14 protein-coding genes are annotated in these 17303 nt (G+C 67.7%); 2 read left to right on the forward strand and 12 right to left on the reverse strand.

What is annotated here, in order from left to right; translation table 11 throughout:
- Positions 1 to 72: 72 nt before the first annotated feature.
- The 10 genes from VQH23_RS05510 to VQH23_RS05555 all read right to left on the reverse strand — a co-directional run bounded on the left by VQH23_RS05510 (position 73) and on the right by VQH23_RS05555 (position 12809).
- Positions 73 to 936 carry a glycosyltransferase gene (locus VQH23_RS05510; protein ID WP_338664623.1) on the reverse strand — a complete coding sequence of 288 codons (864 nt, stop codon included), beginning with the start codon at positions 934 to 936 and terminating at the stop codon, positions 73 to 75.
- Between the two features lie 139 nt (positions 937 to 1075).
- Positions 1076 to 4807: a glycosyltransferase gene (locus VQH23_RS05515; RefSeq protein ID WP_338664624.1), complete on the reverse strand. Its 3732-nt coding sequence runs from the start codon at positions 4805 to 4807 to the stop codon at positions 1076 to 1078.
- 367 nt (positions 4808 to 5174) lie between these two features.
- A complete protein-coding gene (locus tag VQH23_RS05520; RefSeq protein WP_338664625.1) occupies positions 5175 to 5570 on the reverse strand; it encodes a hypothetical protein in 396 nt (131 codons plus the stop codon).
- A gap of 905 nt (positions 5571 to 6475) precedes the next feature.
- Positions 6476 to 7189 (reverse strand): amino acid ABC transporter permease, encoded by a 714-nt coding sequence (locus VQH23_RS05525; RefSeq protein ID WP_338664626.1) that lies wholly within the window; start codon positions 7187 to 7189, stop codon positions 6476 to 6478.
- 48 nt (positions 7190 to 7237) lie between these two features.
- Positions 7238 to 8071: an ABC transporter substrate-binding protein gene (locus VQH23_RS05530; protein WP_338664627.1), complete on the reverse strand. Its 834-nt coding sequence runs from the start codon at positions 8069 to 8071 to the stop codon at positions 7238 to 7240.
- Between the two features lie 98 nt (positions 8072 to 8169).
- Positions 8170 to 8643 (reverse strand): MaoC family dehydratase, encoded by a 474-nt coding sequence (locus tag VQH23_RS05535; protein WP_338664628.1) that lies wholly within the window; start codon positions 8641 to 8643, stop codon positions 8170 to 8172.
- Positions 8640 to 10247: a CoA-transferase gene (locus tag VQH23_RS05540; RefSeq protein ID WP_338664629.1), complete on the reverse strand. Its 1608-nt coding sequence runs from the start codon at positions 10245 to 10247 to the stop codon at positions 8640 to 8642. Before VQH23_RS05540 ends, VQH23_RS05535 begins: the two co-directional genes overlap by 4 nt.
- The gene (locus VQH23_RS05545) at positions 10247 to 11401 is read right to left on the reverse strand and encodes an acyl-CoA dehydrogenase family protein (RefSeq protein WP_338664630.1); all 1155 of its coding nucleotides are present in this window, start codon (positions 11399 to 11401) and stop codon (positions 10247 to 10249) included. Before VQH23_RS05545 ends, VQH23_RS05540 begins: the two co-directional genes overlap by 1 nt.
- Positions 11402 to 11409: 8 nt before the next feature.
- Positions 11410 to 11790, reverse strand: a complete 381-nt coding sequence (locus tag VQH23_RS05550) for a hypothetical protein (protein WP_338664631.1) — start codon at positions 11788 to 11790, stop codon at positions 11410 to 11412.
- A complete protein-coding gene (locus VQH23_RS05555; RefSeq protein ID WP_338664632.1) occupies positions 11790 to 12809 on the reverse strand; it encodes a LacI family DNA-binding transcriptional regulator in 1020 nt (339 codons plus the stop codon). Before VQH23_RS05555 ends, VQH23_RS05550 begins: the two co-directional genes overlap by 1 nt.
- 141 nt (positions 12810 to 12950) lie before the next feature.
- On the opposite strand from VQH23_RS05555, the gene VQH23_RS05560 reads away from it, so the two are divergent.
- Together VQH23_RS05560 and VQH23_RS05565 are read left to right on the forward strand one after the other, a co-directional pair.
- On the forward strand, positions 12951 to 13898 hold the full coding sequence (locus tag VQH23_RS05560; protein WP_338664633.1) for a dihydrodipicolinate synthase family protein: 948 nt from the start codon (positions 12951 to 12953) through the stop codon (positions 13896 to 13898).
- 11 nt (positions 13899 to 13909) lie between these two features.
- Positions 13910 to 14803 (forward strand): dihydrodipicolinate synthase family protein, encoded by an 894-nt coding sequence (locus tag VQH23_RS05565; protein WP_338664634.1) that lies wholly within the window; start codon positions 13910 to 13912, stop codon positions 14801 to 14803.
- A gap of 278 nt (positions 14804 to 15081) precedes the next feature.
- Here the strand turns inward: VQH23_RS05565 and VQH23_RS05570 are convergent, their stop codons facing one another.
- Both VQH23_RS05570 and VQH23_RS05575 read right to left on the reverse strand, forming a co-directional pair.
- Positions 15082 to 15945 (reverse strand): transporter substrate-binding domain-containing protein, encoded by an 864-nt coding sequence (locus VQH23_RS05570; RefSeq protein WP_338664635.1) that lies wholly within the window; start codon positions 15943 to 15945, stop codon positions 15082 to 15084.
- A gap of 371 nt (positions 15946 to 16316) precedes the next feature.
- Positions 16317 to 17276 carry a LysR family transcriptional regulator gene (locus tag VQH23_RS05575; protein WP_338664636.1) on the reverse strand — a complete coding sequence of 320 codons (960 nt, stop codon included), beginning with the start codon at positions 17274 to 17276 and terminating at the stop codon, positions 16317 to 16319.
- Positions 17277 to 17303 lie beyond the last annotated feature (27 nt).

Raw genomic sequence — 17303 nt, forward strand, 5'->3', positions numbered from 1 at the left:
GGGACCGGCTCGCCCCGCACGGAGCGCGGAGCAGGACCGGGGATCACCTCGCCACACTCCGGCGGAAAGGGCCTAGCCGAGATGCCAGGCATGCCGAAGATCACGAAGATAGCGCCGCATCCTCTCGTCCGGATCGGCGCCCCGGTCCAGGAGCCGCCGCAGCGTCGAGTGCATTGCAACAACCTCCGCGAAGTGAGAGGCAGCCGGGATCGACCCCGTGACGCTCGACGCGTGACGACGGTGCAGGTTAAAGGGGCGGGCCTCATAGTGCATCCGTGCCTGCGGCCGGGCAGCCTCCGCGTAGATGCGCCAGTCACCGGCACAGCGCCAGCGGCCGACGGAGTCGCCCAGGCTCCCCAACGCAGCGCGCAACGCCTCGGTACGCCATAGCACGGCACTGGCGCTGACGACGAGGTTGCGCGGGCAGAGGCACCGGCCGACGAATTCCCTCCCGGTCAGGGTCGCGTCCCGGTTCAGGACATCATCGCCCAACATGGCAGCGTACGGCTTGCTGCTCTCCTGCGTCACGGCACCGTCCGCGTCGATCGCGGCCGAGTCCGAGAAGGCGAAGGCTGCGGTCGGATCGCCCGAGAGACGCCGGGCGAGGGCGTCCAGCATCTCCGGCCGCGCGCTGTCATCCGCCTCCGCGATCCAGAGGAACGGCGCCTCCGCCGCTTCGGCGCCCCGGGCCCACTGGCGGAAGACCGATCCGGAGTTCACGGCGTTGCGCTGCACCGTGACCGGGATGGAAAGACCGGCAAGAAGGGGTTCGGCCATCTCCATGCTGTTGTCGCTCGACGCATCGTCGAGGAAGGTCAGGTGCCGGACGATCCGACCTTGCGCAACAATCGAGGCGAAGCGTTCCGGCAGGTAGCGGGCATAGTTGTAGTTGGGCACCACGACGCTCACCGAGCCCACGAGCGAGTTGGCAGCCATCACGGTGGAACCGGGCGGCAAGGACTTATCTGCACCACCATGAGGGTGGGGCCGGCCGGAGGAAGCCGATTCGTGGAAGGCGTGGATCTCGGCATCCCGCCGCGGCACCGCCGCTCCTGGTCTCTCGTCAAGCACAGGCCTAAGGAGCTGCCAGTCGACGCGACGATGCACCGGACGCCTCATCCCTTGCAGCAGCGCCCTGTCTCTCCGAACCGTGGAAGCTCATGGCAGGCGTTGCGGCCCCCTCACCTGCCGCACCCAGGAGCAGGTCGTGGCGCTGCAGTTCCTCGAACACGTGGTCGCGGACGGTTCGGTAATCCAACTCCTGGATGCAGTTGCATTCGCCGGAAAGAAACGTCTTCACATGAGAAGGCCTGATCTCGCACGGCGCGCAATCCTTCGTAAGGCCGAGCCAGGAACTCGTCGGGCGAAGCGGGCCGCGCGTCCCGGGGTTGGTGGGTCCGAACAACGCCGTGAGGGGAATGCCGAGTGCATTCGCGATGTTCATCAGGCCACTGTCATTGGAGATGAAGTACGAGCAGGTCATCATCCCCTCGATCATCTCGGAGATGGTGCCGCCGGTCAGGTCGAGTGTCTCCGGGACGTACTCCGCTTCCACCCCGAAGGAGGCCACCTCGTAGCCGTGCTGCCGCAGTTCCCGCGCCAGCTCCACGTAGCCGGGCCACCGCTTGCTCCTCCAGAACCCGTCCTTCGATCCGCCGTGAAGGCCGATCCGGCGGCCGTTCAGGGGTCTCCGATAAGCGTAGTTCGCGACAAAGTATTCCGTCACGTCCGCATCCTCGTAGGGAACCCCGAGCAGCGCCTTGGCAGCCTCCAGGTTGAACACGGTCTCGTGGAACGGCCCGCCCGGCTCGAACATCATCCAGTCCCGGGAGTACAGCGTCCGGCCCGCCAGGAAAGGCACGCGCGCACTGCCGAAGGAGTGGGTGATGAACACCCGGTCGTAGCGCCTGCGCAGCACCGTCTGCCGCAGGGAGAAGGCGGCGTTCACGTACTCCGAGTTCTGCAGGAGAAAGAGGCTGTTCTTGTGATCCTCGGCCACGACGAGGTCGACCTTGCGGCCGAGCCGGCGGGCGATGTTCCGCACCATGGGCGCGACATGCAGCATGTTGCCGATGCCGGAGCCGATGCCGATCAGGATCTGATCGCCCAGGCTTGAGACGATTCCGTGGAGGGCCCGGCGCTGCCTGTCGTAGCCGTAGCGGGAGGAGTTCTGCTCTGCCCGGGCAGCCAAGCCGCGGTAGTAGGGGGGATCGTCGTAGATCCGGCGCAACTCGGCCGCCCAGCGATCCGCATCCTCCGGCAGGACCACGCCCGATTCATGGAGAAGATAGGGGACGTTGCCGCGATCCGAGCCGAGCACCGGCTTCCCGAAGCGCTGGGCCTCGATGCAGACGCGGCTGAAGGTTTCCACGAAGTGGTAGCTCGGTACCGCGACCACCTTGCTCCTGCCGTAGAGAAGGTCGATGCGATCGGTCCGCGGAAGGATCGCGACGTTCCCGGCGCCCGCCTCGGCGACGGCAGCCTCCGCCTCGCTCTGGTCCGACTGGCTGGAGATGGCGACGAAGGGGATGTCCGGGCAGAGGCGCGCCACCGCGAGGAGCAGGTCGAAGCCCTTCTCCGCCTTCGCGTTGACGAGCAGGACGAAGTCTTTCCTGTCTCCCAGCAGCGCCTGGGCTTCCCGCTCGCGGTCTGCCTGCGCCGTCGGGTCGATGTCACGCGGCAGGGAGTAGATGATGGGCGTCCGGGCATGGAAGGCCTCCTCCAGCACCGCCTGGGTATAGCTGGAGTTGGAGTAGACCGCCGCGGCGCGTTGCAGGATGCGGCGGAAGGCCGGGCGCGGGATCGGATCACGGTCGAAGTTCAGAAAGAACCGGTCGTCGCCCTCGATCAGGCCGAGACAGTCGCGCCAGAAGTGAACACCGTAGATGAACGGAACGTCGAGGTATTCCAGCGCGTCGGCCACCTGGTAGCCGAGCCCGGACAGCACGTGCACGACCGCGGGCTTGGTTTCCAGGAGGAACCGCCGCATGGCGGCCGCACTCTCCTCGATGAAGTGGAAGGCGCGCCCGTTCTCCAGGCCGGACTGCCCCACCATTTCCGGACGGGTGCCGACGATGATCGGGTCGAAGCCCATCTCCGCGTAGTGCTCGGCCATGCTGTCCAGGAACTGTTCGCCGCCCCCGAATTTGACGACGCCGTGCTTCGACATCAGCACGACGGTCCTGCGATCCTGCCGCCCTGCGGCCTGCGACAGCTCCGGGACCGGGCGGGAACCGGACAGATCGACGGTCGCGACGAGGGCGGCCTGCTTGGCGAGAACGCTCGGAAGATCCGCCACCTCGGGGACCAACCCGGATTCAGCAAGGAGAGTGATCAGGTCGCGACGCCAAATCTCCTGCGGTGAGCCCGCTTCGTCTTCCATCAGCAGGCACCCGCTCCACCGCAGGCCGTTCTCGTGCAGCCTGACCATCCAGGCCGCGGAGATCGCGGGGGCCGCCGTACCGGCGGGATGGAGGATAACCCATTCCGCCGGGATGCTGCTGAGCATCGGCAGCGGGCTACCGTCAGGCGGCGCCTCGGGAAGCGCCACCTCCTGCAACTGGCCTTCCACCACGCTGAAGATCGAGCCGGCGATCGCTTTGGCCTCCGGCAAGATCGTCACCAGGGCTACGGAATGGCTCTCGGAACGGTCCTCATCGTCGTCGATGAGGGTCCGAAGGGAGCGGAGCTGGTACTGGGCGCCCTGATTACCGGGCTCGATCTCCACGACCCGCTTGGCGATGGCAAGCGCGTCACTGGCCCGGTTCAGCGCGAGGAGGATGTCACTGCGCAGCATCAGCGACGACACGTTGTCCGGCTTCAACTTCAGCAGCTTCTCCGTTGCTGCCAGCGCTTCGGGAAAGCGGCGCAGGTCGAAGAAGTTCCGGGCGATCCGGAATCCCAGGTTCTCGGCACGATCCGGATTGATCTGGATGGCAGTCCGGCACGCGTCAATGCTCTCCTCCAGCAGGGCCACGCGGCCGGCCTGCTCCGTGGTCTTTTGACGGGCAAGTTGACGCAGGACAGCACTCTGGTCGGAGAGATACTGGTCGTTTTTCGGCCGCAACGCGATCGCGCGGCGGCCAAAGCTCACGGATCTCTCGAGATCGTTGTTCCGTGCGAGCGCGACTGAGGAATAGAACTGGATCGTCGCGTCGTTCTCGAATTCCGTGGCGAGACTGCTCAGCAGCCGTGCTGCGGTACTGTATTCTCCGGCGTAGATGTAACTGCGGCCAATCATGGTCTGAATTTCGGCACGCTTCTTTCGCGCGCCTTCGCCAGCCCTGTGCAGGGCGTTCAGATCGGCCCACCGCTTCTCCCGGAAGAGCTGCCGGACACGTTTGCCGAAGATGTCCTCTTCCAACTTGGTCCAGAACTCGCCGAATTCCGCTGCTGGGAGCATCCGGAGCAGTTGCTCCAGAGCTTCGGCCGTCGTCGTCGGCGTCTCAGACCCAGGATCCCGCGAGGGGGTAGCAGCCGGCCCGCCCTCCCCGTCTATCCGGCGCGTACCCGGAACAGCCTCCAGGGCCTGCAGAACCTCGAGGCGACGCGCCGGAGAGAGGATCGTCTGCCCTGCCGCCGGATCTCGCAGCAGGAGAAGGAGAAGGTCGCGCCATGTGCCCGCCGCCCTTACGGCTGCGGCGGCCTCCGGCTTCGTGACGCCGATAGTCCAATCCACAAGCGAAGAGGGCGGAGACGCATGACGGCGCTCGTGCGGCAGCATCTCGCCGTTCACCAGGCGAAGGATGACATTCGTGCGGAATTCGTTGGACGAGGTCAGGCGCTGGAGGAGCGCGGCCGGTGACATCCGGGCCATCTCCGCAACCGTCGAGGCGGGGCTTGCCGATCGACCCAGGAGAAGGGCGAATGCCGCATGCACCATATCGGTGCCGGCATGCTCCCGTTCGTTCCCCACTTTCATCATGCCCACTCGCCCTGTGCAAAGACCCAAAGATTTTCGGCAGGTCGCTTAGGTGTCCGCCACCGCGGACCGCAGAAGCCCCCTGCCGCCGGAACGTGCGCCTTGCCGTGATACCCAGCGCAGAGCCCCTCTTGTTCCGAGCCGGCACAGGCGGGATGGCACAAGCGCCAGACCAGGCCGGCCAGACGGAGAAGAGAGGAGGGCGAAAACATCGGAGCTTCCCGGCGACGAACGGGCATAGGCACAACTGTTGCTAGAAATCTTTGTAAGATTTCTCTTCCACGAACTTTGAGCCGAGCATAATATTCAGCTTCTTCTTCAGAGTAGCCCGCTCGTCATTAGTGAAGTAGACAGCACGGGCAAGTCGGATGAACTCGTCTCCGAAGTCCTTCAGCCTCTCGCGATCACGTATATCGTCCTCGACCACCCAGAGCGTCTCATTGACCCGCCGGAGCTGGTCAATCAACTCGGTAGTTCCTTCCGGCGCTGCCGCTTGGATAGGGCAAAAAATCGCTGACAAAGCGTTCAGTTCAAGCCGCACATTACTCAATTTTAAGGGGTCAGAAACAAACCGTGCTTTGAGTTCAAGTATAGTTATCTTATCGATGAGTTCGCCGATTGATGTTGGCACTAAAACCTCTTGTGACAAGGCTGTCTCCGCACTTTTACATTTAACCCTCCGTTTACGATAAGATGCTGGTTCTCCGCACGCAAGTACAACCCACCTGCAAACAAGTACCAGAGGATTTCTCGAATATCGAGATCAGTACAGAAATTTGTACAATTCTCTTCCCCGTTCCTCGCTGCCGTGGGCTTTGCAACCGGGGTCACAAGCAAATGCAAAGAGTAACCAGTCCTCGTTAGGAGACCCGGCCAGAATTTTTGGCATATTCTCACGGAAGCTGTGACTGACCAGAAGGCGCACGGTGATATCCGGGATGGCGAGCAAGGCTTCCGTGGCAGTTCTGGTGCGGGTGGTCGGTAGCGGGGCGAGGGGGGGGGGTTGGCCGGACGGTACTGGCAGGGATAGCGCACCATATTCCCCCGAGACTGTTGACAAGCAACCATAGCTTGGCCCACCCGGATCTGCAGGTGGTTGTCGTCTCACGGCGCCAGCGTTCAGGACCGCCTGATCATCCCAGCGGTCGCCGAATCGCTACACGCGTCGATCCTGTCCGGTGCCACAACCGTGGAGGGCCGCAAGATTGGTGTGCCCTGGAGCGGAAGCTTCGCGCGCGCCGAAAATTTCGTTCCCACGAGTACTCCGGAGTTCTACGAACTTCGCTGGCAGGCTATGGCCTCCGCCTCTTCAACGTCACGCCTATATACTTCGGGCCCGCCATCCTCGAACGGGGCGCCGCCGAGGTGCTCAGCGGCCGAAGCATCGCCCTGCGCCGATGAGAACGGATTCCGCTCTGCGTTATCCTGTTCGACACGGAACACCGCCTCCGCAGCGGCATGGCCGCCTTCGTGATTGCCGACGGGCGCGCTCACCTCTCCCGCCAGTCCGGCCTGAGCCTGCAGAACAGGCCCGCGACGGATGGCTTGCCCCGGTCAGGTTGCTTCCACCGTCCGGGCCTGAACCAGCACTGCCGCACGATCGGGCTCGGCATAGCCCCGTCCATAGTGGCGCTCCAGCCGGACCTGAACGAGATTCCAAAGAGTGGTGAGCACGAGGTAGTAGACGGCGGCGACGGAATAGAGCTCGAGCACCTCGAACTTCTCCTGCATCAGCACCTGGCTGCGGCGCATCACCTCCTCCAGCGAGATGACGGAGGCGAGCGAGGTGGCCTTCAGGAGGCCGTTGAGCGAATTGCCTAGCGGCGGAATGATGAGGCGTGCCACCTGCGGCATGAGGACGAGGCGCAGCGTGCTCCAGCGGGAGAGGCCGAGGGCCTTGGCGGCCTCGGTCTGGCCCTTGGGAATACCGTTGAAACCCCCGCGGATCGTCTCCGAGAGGTAGGCGGCCTCGTTGAGGCTGAGGGCGAGAAGGGCAGAGGGCAGGACGCCGAGCTTGATGCCGAGCTGTGGCAGGCCGGTGTAGATGAGGACGAGCTGCACCAGCAGCGGCGTGCCGCGAAAAACCCAGACATAGAAGCCCGCCACGCCAGAGAGCGCGACAGTCTTCGACATGCGCATCAGCGCCAGCATGGTGCCGAGAATCAGGCCGATGATCATCGTGGCGATCGTCAGCCCGATCGTCACGCCGACGCCTTCCAGGAGGTAGGCGTTAGTCAGGTAGGTCAGGAAGGCCTGTACGTCGAACATCGGCCTGATCCTTCTCGGCTAGGTGCGGACTCGGCTAGGGGCGTGCGCTCAGTTCGGGCCGCTGCCGCGGATGGCGAAGCTGGTGTTCGCCAACCGGGTCATGCCGAACTTGTCGAAGAGGCGGTCATAGGTGCCGTCGGCCTTCAGCTCGTTCAGCGCGGCGGCGAAGGCCTGGGCCAGGGCCCGGTCGCGGAAGGCGTAGGTGATGTCGGTGCCGAAAAGGCTGCGAACGTGGATCTTGGCGATGCCGCGGCTCACCATCTCGTTCGCGGTCTCGTCGATGTTGATGGCCGCCTCGAGCTGGCCGGCGCGCAGGGCGGCCACCGTCTCGCTGGCGGTAGAGAAGGTGCGGAAGTTCACGGGTCGCAGACCGCGCGCCACCATCTCCGCGTTCGCCTCGCGCGCCTTGCGCTCATTGTAGGTACCGGTTTCCACGCCAACGGTGCGGCCGGACAGGTCGTCGAACTTCGTCAGGTTCAGCGCGCTGTTGGGCAGGGTATAGATGCTGATCGCCTGCTGCGCGTAGGGCACGACGTAGAACATGCTGGACCGCTCCTCGGTCCAGAACATGCCGGTGTTGATCGTGTCGAACCGGCCGGCGCGCAGGCCGGGGATCATCGGCGGGAAGTCCATGCGCAGGAAGACCGGCTCCACGCACATCTTCGCCGCGGCGGCGCGCGCCAGCTCCACGTTCAGGCCCTGCAGCTCGCCGCGGCTGTCCACGAACTGCTGCGGCGGCAGGGTGGGATTGATGGACATGGTCCACTTGCCGCCTTCCACGAAGCTGCCGGCGGGCACGCGGGGCGTGCAGGTCTGGGCGCCTGCCGCTCCGCCGAGAAGGGCGGCGCCGGCGAGGCCGAGAAGGAGACGTCGCATGGTCATCGTACATATCCCGTTGCTGGATGTGCCCGACCGGCAGGCAGAGGAGGCGGTCACCTCAGATCAAGAAGGATGCGTCGCAATAAGCGTGCCTCGCCCCGTCAGGCGGCGGCGCGGGCGAGGATGAGTGAGGCGTGCTCGGCGTCGATCACCACCTCGCCGCGCGCGTTCACGAGTTCCAGGAACTCGGTGACCACGCCGCGGTCGGGGTTGCGGGAAGGGCGCTTGGCGGTGAAGCGCGTGCGAAGGTGCAGCTCGTCGCCGGCGAGGATCGGCGCGCGGAAGCGCACCTTGTCCCAGCCGAGGGAGGCGATGGATGTGCTCTCGTAGAGCCGCAGCTCGGTCTTCAGGCCTTCCATCAGGGAGAGGCCGAACAGCCCGTGCGCAATGACGGTAGGGAAGCCGCGGCTCCTGCAGTAGGCCTCGTCCGTGTGCAGCGGGTGGTGGTCCCGCGTCAACTCGGCGAAGGCGGCGATCTGCGCGGCGGTTACGGTGTGCGTACCGGTGCGCCACTCCTCCCCGAGGGTGATGTCCTCCAGGAACAGGCTGTCGGGGGCGGGAGCGGAAGCGCTCATGCGGCAACCCTCGGGCGCGCGGCCTTCATCAGGAACTCGTCCCGCAGTGCCATCGGGCCGGGGCGGAACAGGCGGGCATCCATGGGCTTCACGGCAGGGCTGACGAGGGGCTGGAACCCCATCTGGTCCAGCACGTCCTCCTGCATGCGGGCGCCGGGGGCGACCTCGGTCAGCACCACGCCTTCGCGCTCCAGCTGGAACACGGCCCGCTCAGTCACGAAGGTGACCTCCTGGCCCTTCTCCCGCGCCAGATGGCCGCTGAAGCTAATCTGCTCCACGGCGGGCACGAACTTCCGCATCTGGCCTTCCTGGCGGATGGCGATGCCGCCTTCGGCCAGGCCGATCCTCAGCCCGCCGCCCGTCATCGTGCCGCTGAAGACGAGGCGCCGCGTGTTCTGGGTGATATCGATGAAGCCACCCGCACCGGCGAAGCGGTTGCCGAACTTCGTGACGTTCACGTTGCCCTGCGGGTCCACCTCCGCGAAGGAGAGGAAGGCGCAGGAGAGGCCGCCGCCGTCGTAGAAGTCGAACTGATAGCCCTGGTCGATGATGGCGCGCGGGTTCACCGCCGTGCCGAACTCCCGCGCATGGCCGGGCACGCCGCCGATCACGCCGGCCTCGACCGTGAGGGTGATCAGGTCCTCGATCCCCTCCTCCGCCGCCACGTTCGGGATCATGGCGGAGACGCCAACGCCGAGGTTCACCACGTCGCCCGGGCGCAGTTCGAGCGCGGCGCGGCGGGCCATCACGCGCCGCTCGCTCATCGGGTCCGGCAGGATGGAGGAGGTGGGGACGCGCGTCTCGCCGCTGCGGCTGGGGTCGTAGGCCGTGCCGAAGGTCTGCATCTGCTCCGGCTCGACCACGATGTAGTCGATGAGGAAACCGGGGATCTTCACCATGTGCGGGTTGAGGCTGCCGCGGCGCGCGAGGCGCTTCACCTGGCAGATCACCGTGCCGCCCGCGTTGTGCACGGCCTGCGCGATGGAGAGGTCCTCCCGCGTCGTCGCCTCGTGCTCCATGGTGACGTAGCCGTCCTCGTCCGCCGTGGTGCCGCGGATGAGGGCGATGCGCGGGGCGCCGGGGACACGGTAGAAGAGCCAGTCGCGATCCAGCAGGCGCACATGGTCCACCAGCTGTTCGGTGGTGCGCGCGTTCATGCGGCCGCCGCTCTCGGCCGTGCCCTGGCGGGGGTCCATGTAGGTCTCGAGCCCGACATGGGTGAGGATGCCGGGCTGGCCGGAAGCCATGGCGCGGCACAGCCCGGTCATCACGCCCTGCGGGAAGTTGTAGGCCTCGATGTGGTTGCCGTCGATCAGCGCCATGAAGGGCACCTGCAGCCCGTAGTGGCCGCCGATGACACGCCTGACGAGGCCCTGGTGGCCGAAGTGGCACATCCCGTGCTCGTGGATCGCGCCGATGCCCGTCACGTGGAACAGGGTCAGGTCGTGCGGGCCCTGCCCGGCCAGGAAGCGGCGCTCCACCGCCTCGATCAGCGCCTCCGGCGTGCCGGTGCCGCCATTGCCGCCGACAATGACGAAGTCGCCGTCCTTCACCAGGGCGGCGGCCTCCTCGGCCAGGATCTGGCGCGGGGCGGTGGCACCCATCAGGCCGTCTCCTTCTCGACCTGGCGGGCGATGATCATGCGCTGGATCTGGTTCGTGCCCTCGTAGATCTGGGCGAGGCGTACGTCGCGGAACAGGCGCTCCACCCGGTACTCGCGGGAGTAGCCGTTGCCGCCGTGGATCTGCAGCGCGTTGGAGACATGCTTCACCGCCATGTCCGTGGTGAAGAGCTTGGCCTGCGCCGCCTCCTTCGCGATCGGCATCCCCGCGTCGTAGAGCCGGGCGGCGTGCTGGATCAGCATGCGGGCCGCCGCGATGTCCGTGGACATGTCGGCGATCATGAACTGAATGGCTTGGTGATTGATGATGGCCGTGCCGAACTGCTTGCGCGTCTTCGCGTAGGCCACTGCGTCCTCGAACGCCGCCTGGGCCATGCCGAGGGCCATGGAGGACATCATCAGCCGGCTGAAGTTGAAGTTGCCCATGGCCATCTTGAAGGCGCCGTTCTCCGGCCCGACCACAGCGTCGGCGGGGGCACGCACGCCGTCCAGCGTGATCATGCAGTCCTCCAGCCCGTGCATCCCCAGCAGCTCCTCGTTCTTGCCGCGGTGGATGCCGGGGGCGTGGCCGTCCAGCAGGAAGCAGGAGATAGCCTTGTGCCCGCCCCCCGGACCGGTCTCCGCGCCGCTGCGGGCGAAGACCATGAGCGCGTCCACGACGTTGCCGAAGGTGACCCAGGCCTTGGTGCCGTTCAGCACCCAGCCCTCATCGTCGCGCTTCGCCGTGGTACGGAGGCCCGCCACGTCCGACCCGTGGTCGGGTTCTGTCACGGCGGTGGCGGGGATGATGTCGCCCGCGAGGATGCCGGGGATCATCGCTTTGTGGCGGTCATTCCCGTGATGGTCGAGGAAGAGCGCAGCCTCCACGGGGATGGCGAAGGCGTTGCCGACCGAGCCGGAGCATCGGGCGATCTCCTCCATCACGATGCAGGCGCCGGTCGCGCCCATGCCGGCGCCGCCCGCCTCCTCGCGCAGCGCCACGCCGAAGAGGCCGAGATCGGCCATGCCCTTGTAGAGCGCGCGGTCGAAGCGGTCCTCGCGGTCGATCGCGGCGGCGCGGGGCAGGACCTCGCGCTCGGCGAAGCGGCGGGCCGTCTCGCGCAGGGCGGCCTGGTCCTCGGTGAGGAAGCGGTGCATCGGCGGTCTCAGGCAGGTTCGGCGTCGGAGGAGAGGAGGCCGGCATGGGCCACCTCGTCCTTCGCGCGATCGAAGAAGTAGACGGCTAGCGTCCTCTCGGGCGTGCCGTAGATCCCGGCCAGCGGGGCGGTGAGGGCCGTGGCCGCCTTGCGGCGCTCCGGGATGCCGCGGCGATAGGCGTGCACCTTGACGAAGATGCGCTGCTCCTCCGGCAGCGCGCCCATCGCCCCGGCATGGGCGTAGGCGCCGGGCGCGATGTCCAGGAAGTAGATCGTCACCGTCTCCGGGCCGACGGAAAAGGCGTGGCAGAGGCCTTCGGTGACGGCGGTGACCACCTTCTGTCGGCGCTCGGCCGGGATGGGTGGGGCGAGAATCTCGACATAGGGCATCAGGGGGCCACCGAACGGACGGATTGGCGTTGGATCAGCCGCGCGCCGATGCGGAACTCGCCGACGGTGGCTGGAGGGGCCTGGGGACGGAGACGCTGCAGCAGGCGGTCCGCGGCCAGCTCGGCCATGGCGTTGGCGCCGCTGTCCACCACGCTGATGGCGGGGCGCTGCCAGGCGAAACCCGGCACGTCCTCGTAGCAGAGGAGGGAGACGTCGTCGGGCACGGCGATATTGCGCTCGGCCAGACCGCGCAGCACGCCGAGCGCGGATTCGTGGTTGGCGGCGAAGAGGGCGCTGGGCCGGTCCTCCCGATCCAGCAGCTGGCGGCAGCCCGCCAGCCCCGTCTCCGGCTCGTAGCGGCCCGCGTGGACGAGGGAGGGGTCAAAGGCGATCCCCGCCTCCTCGAGCGCGCGGCGGTAGCCGGAGAGGCGCTCCCGGCCCGAGGTCGTCTCCTGCCGGCCGACGATGAGGCCGATGCGGCGATGGCCTTGCTCCAGCAGGTGGCGCGTGCCGGCGTAGGCACCCTCCGGGTCCGCGGCCAGCACGGTCTCCAGCTCCACCGTCTCGTCGCGACGGACGACGCAGGTGACGGGCGTGCCGCCTGCCTCCAGCGAGGCGAGCAGCGCGCCGTTGCGGCCAGTGGGGCAGATGATCAGCCCGTCCACGCGCTGGTCGGCGAGCGTCCGGATCGTCACCGCCTCCTGCTCGGGATCGTCGGCGGTGATGCAGAGGATGGCCTGGTACCCCTCGGCCCGGAGGCGCCGCTGCGCCACCTCCGCCAGCACGCGGAAGGAGGCGTTGGTAAGGTTGTGGACGACAAGGCCGACGAGGCGCGTGGTCCGCGTCTTCAGCCCGCGGGCCAGGGTATTCGGGCGGTAGCCGAGCTCCGTCGCGATGCGCTGGAGGCGCGCCTCCGTTCCCTTGCTCGTCAACCCGCCGCCGGCCAGGGCGCGCGAGGCCGTGCTGACCGACACCTTGGCGGCCCGCGCAACGTCCCGAAGCGTCACCTGCGTCTGCATGCCCCGACAGTGCTCCGCAAACGTTTGCGGATGCAAGCCCTCTTTCCGGGCAGGAAGGTGCAAAACATTCTTTGACTGCACCCATGCTGATCCGTTTTAGTGCATCCGCAAACGTTTGCGGCACTTGCGAAGGGACCCCCCTTGGACTTGACCGGCATCGGCGGCATCTGGCCCGCCTCCCTCACCCCCTTCGACCGGGACGGGGCCATCGATGAGGCGGCGCTGCGCGCCCATCTGCGGCACCTGGCCGGCACCCCGGGCGTGCGCGCGCTGGTGGTGAACGGCCATGCCGGCGAGACGAGCTCGCTCGATCGCGCGGAGCGCAAGCGCGTGGTGGAGGTCGCGCGCGAGGTGGCGGGGGATGCGACGGGCGTGGTCGCCGGCATCGTGGCCGAGGACCCGCGCGCCGCCTGCGACTTGGCGCGCGACGCGCGCGAGGCCGGGGCGGACGCCATCCTTCTCTTCCCGCCCCTGTTCTTCGCCGGCGGGGCGGAGGTGCGGCCGGAGATGGTGCTGCGCTTCTTCCACGCCGTGGCCGAGGCGGCGGCGCTGCCCATCGTGCTGTTCCAGCTCTCCCGCCCCTCCGGCCTCGGCTACGCGCCGGAGCTGCTGGCGCGGCTGCTGCGCGAGGTGCCCTCCATCATCGCGGTGAAGGAGGGCAGCGACCTCGTTGCCTCGTACGAGGACAACCTGGAGGTGCTGAAGGCCTGCGGCCGCAAGGTCAGCATGCTCACCAGCAACAACACTTGGCTCCTCGCCTCCCTCTCGCTCGGCGGCGACGGCATCCTCTCCGGCATCGGCAGCGTGGCCTCCGGCATCCTGGCCGAGATGCACGAAGCGATAGCGCGCGGCGACCTCGCGGCCGCGCGGCGCGCGAACGACCGCCTGCGCCCCCTGGTGCGCGTGTTCTACCGCCGCCCGTCGCTCGACATGCACAACCGCATGAAGACCGCCCTGAACCTGATGGGGCTGATGCCGAACCCGGCGCCCCGCGCGCCGCTGCTGCCGATCGAGGTCGGGGAGCGGGAGGAGATCCGCCGCGCGCTGGTCGCCGCCGGCCTGCTCCCCGCCACCGAGATGGCCGCCTGAGGATCAAGACCATGAAGACCTTCCGCGGCACCTACACCGTGATGATCACGCCCTTCGACGAGAGGGGCGAGCTGGACCTGCCGGCGCTGCGCCGCTTCGTGGACTGGCAGATCGAGCAGGGCATCCACGGCCTGATCCCACTCGGCTCCACCGGCGAGTTTCTGTCCCTCTCCGACGAGGAGCATGTGGCTGTGGCGGAGACGGTGATCCGCCAGGCCGCCGGCCGCGTGCCCGTGCTGGTCGGCACGGGGGCGGAGGACACGCGCCAGTCCGTGCGCCTCAGCCGCCGCGCGGAGTCCCTGGGCGCGGACGGCGTGATGATCATCCCGCCCTTCTACTCCACGCCCACCGACGACGAGCTGGTCCATCACTACAAGACGATCGGCGACGCTATCGGCATCCCCGTCATGGTCTACAACAACCCCGCCACCGCCAACGTGGACCTGAAGCCCCAACTCGTCGCGCGCATCGCCGAGATCCCGAACTGCCTCTATATCAAGGAGTCCACGCTGGAGGTGACGCGCGTGCGCGACATCATCCGGCTCTGCGGCGACAGGATGACGGTCTTCGGCGGCATCCTCGGCTTCGAATCCTTCGTGGAGGGCGCGCAGGGCTGGGTCGCCGTCGCGTCCAACATCGCCCCCGGCCCCCTCGCCCGCCTCTTTGAGCTGGTGGCCGACGAGGAAAAGATCCGCGAGGCGCGCGACCTCTATCTGCGCTACCTGCCGCTGATCGAGTTCGTGGGTGGCCAGTACTACGTGGCCGGCAGCAAGGCCTTGCTGCGCCACATGGGTTTTCCTGTGGGAAACCCCCGCCCGCCGCGCCTGCCACTGCCCGCGGACCGCGATGCGATGGCGCGGGACATTGTGCGGACGCTGGACCTGGCGTTCCGGCAAGCGGCCTGAGGCGGGCTTGCGGCCCCAGGGAGGCGCCGCCTCCCTGGAACCCTCCGCCAGGAGGCTGAGCCTCCTGGACCTGCATCGGGCTACCGCGGATACGATGCTGCCTGTGGCGCCGCAGGCCGTTGATACCCTGCCGGCGCTTGCTGCCGCGCCCGTCGCCTGAGGTCATCGACCTCAGGCGTACCTCCAGCGCCGCATTCCGCGGCAGCCCCGAAAAGAAAGATGATGGGGGTTCCAGGGGGAAGAATTCTTTCTTCCCCCTGGAGGCCACCGGCCCGTGATCAGCCCGGCCCGGGACCCCGGATCGCGAAGGGCTGGTCTGCCGGCTGGGGCGTCAATCCGTAACGCTCGAACAGCGCGCCGTAGCTGCCGTCCTTGCGCATGGATTCCAGCGCGGCGGCCACGGCCTCCGCCACGGGGCGCTGGCGGAAGGCCATGGCGCTCGGCGCGCCGCCCAAGCGGTGCAGCACGGTGCGGATCATGCCGCGCTTGGTCATGTCCACGGCCATGTAGTCCAGCAGCGCGGCGGCATCGCCCTGCCCGGCCCGCAGCGCCGTCATCGCCTCCGTTGCCGTAGTGAAGCCGCGGATGGTGACGGGCGGCCGGCCGCGCTTCGCCAGGTCCTCGCTGATCGAGCGGAGCCAGCGCTCCTGGTAGGTGTTCACCTCGATCACCACGGCCTTGCCGGAGAGGTCGTCCGGGCTGTTCACCTGCAGGCCGCTGTTGGCCGGCACGCCGACGCTGATGGCCTGCAGCGCGTAGGGCACCATGAAGGCGACGCGGGAACGCTCCTCGGTCCAGAACATCGCGGTGTGAATGCCGTCGAACCGCCCGGCCTGCAGCGCCGGGATCATGGAGGGGAAGTCCATGCGGATGAACTGCAGCTCCAGGCAGAGCCGCTTGGCGATCTCCTGACCCAGTTCGATGTTGATGCCCTGCAGTTCCCCGCGGCTGTCCACGAACTGCTGCGGCGGCAGGGTGGGGTTGATGGCCAGCTGCAGCTTGCCGGGCGTGACGAGCTGGCCCGGCTGGACCTGCGCCACCGGCGCGCAGGTCTGGGCCCGCGCCGCGCCGCTGGCGAAGGGCAGCAGGGGCGCCGCGAGGAGGGCGAGCGCGAGCTTCAGTCGCGTGCGGTGTCGCATCATCGGGTCTCCGGTTCGTCGCGCCGCGACAGGAAGGTGGGTCACGCCGCCGCATGGGACGATGCAAGTCTGGGCCCATGCTGCCGCGCGCCGAAGACAATGCGTTATCAGAACACAGGGCGAGACTAAGCGGCGGATGAATAGACCTGCCCAGGAATGGAGCTCCGCCTCTCCTTGGGCCGTCTCCGGCCGGAAGACCAGGGGCCTCCCGCACTCCGCGTCCTGAAGCGGCCACGCCGCCCTGGTCCTGTGCCTCCGCTTCAGGCACCCCATCCTGCCCTTCAGGTCGCCGCGGACGTGCGGCTTTTCGAAGCCGGCCAACCCTAAACCCCGCGGTAGCCCCGAATGGAAACGGGCCGGATTCATCGGAGGCATCACCTTACCGGGGGGATGAACTCGCTCGTTCCACTCGGGGGAAGCCCGTGCGCGGAGGGCGGCCCCTCCGGAAAGGCTTCCCGCACCGCTTCTCCTGCGTGCCGCAGGAAGGATTGCACCAGGCGGGAAGGCGGCTTGTCCCGCGCCAGGGCGGCGTGGACGGTGATGGGGATCGCCGGGCGGAAGGGGCGGATGGCGATGCGGTCCGCCGCACCCGCCGCGGCGGTCAGCGGGTCCACGATCGTGGCGCCGATGCCCTGCTCCACCAGGCTGACGCCAGTATTCATGAAGCGCACCTCGATGGAGGGCGCGAAGAGCTGCGCGGCCTGCCGGAAGGCATCGCCGACAAGGGTGTGGACGCGGCTGCCGGCAGGGGCGGCGACGAGGGTCGTGTCCTGCAGGTCCTGCGGGGTGACGAAGGGCAGGGCGGCCAGCGGGCTGTCCCGGGGGATGACGCAGGCCATGTCGAACGCGCGCAACGGGCGGGTCTCGATGCCCGGGCGCGGGTCCGGCTCCATGACGAGGCCGAGATGGGTGATGCCGGCCTCCAGCGCGTCCAGCATCTCGATCATGGGCCGCGTCTCGATGGAGATGGCGACTCCCGGGTGGTGCGGGACGAAGCGGCGGAGGATGGCGGGGACGAGGGATTCCGAGAGCTCGGCCGTGGTGGTCAGGCGCAGGCGGCCGATGCGGCCGGTGCGCAGGTCGCCCGCCTTCTGTCGGATTCCCTGGAACATCAGGAACAGGGGCTCGGAATCCAGGAAGAGGCTGGTGGCCTCCTCGGTGGGGATGAGGCGGTTGTTGACGCGGTGGAACAGGCGGAAGCCCAGGTGGGATTCCATGTTCTTGATGGCGTTGGAGACGGAGGGCTGGGACATGCCGATCTCCCGCGCCGCGCCCACGGTCGTGCGAAGCCGCATGACGGCGCGCAGGATCTCGATCTGGCGGAGATTGAGCACGGCGCATCCCCCGGGGTGAGCCGGGGG

It is taken from the genome of Pararoseomonas sp. SCSIO 73927 (assembly GCF_037040815.1).
Classification (GTDB): Bacteria; Pseudomonadota; Alphaproteobacteria; order Acetobacterales; family Acetobacteraceae; genus Roseomonas.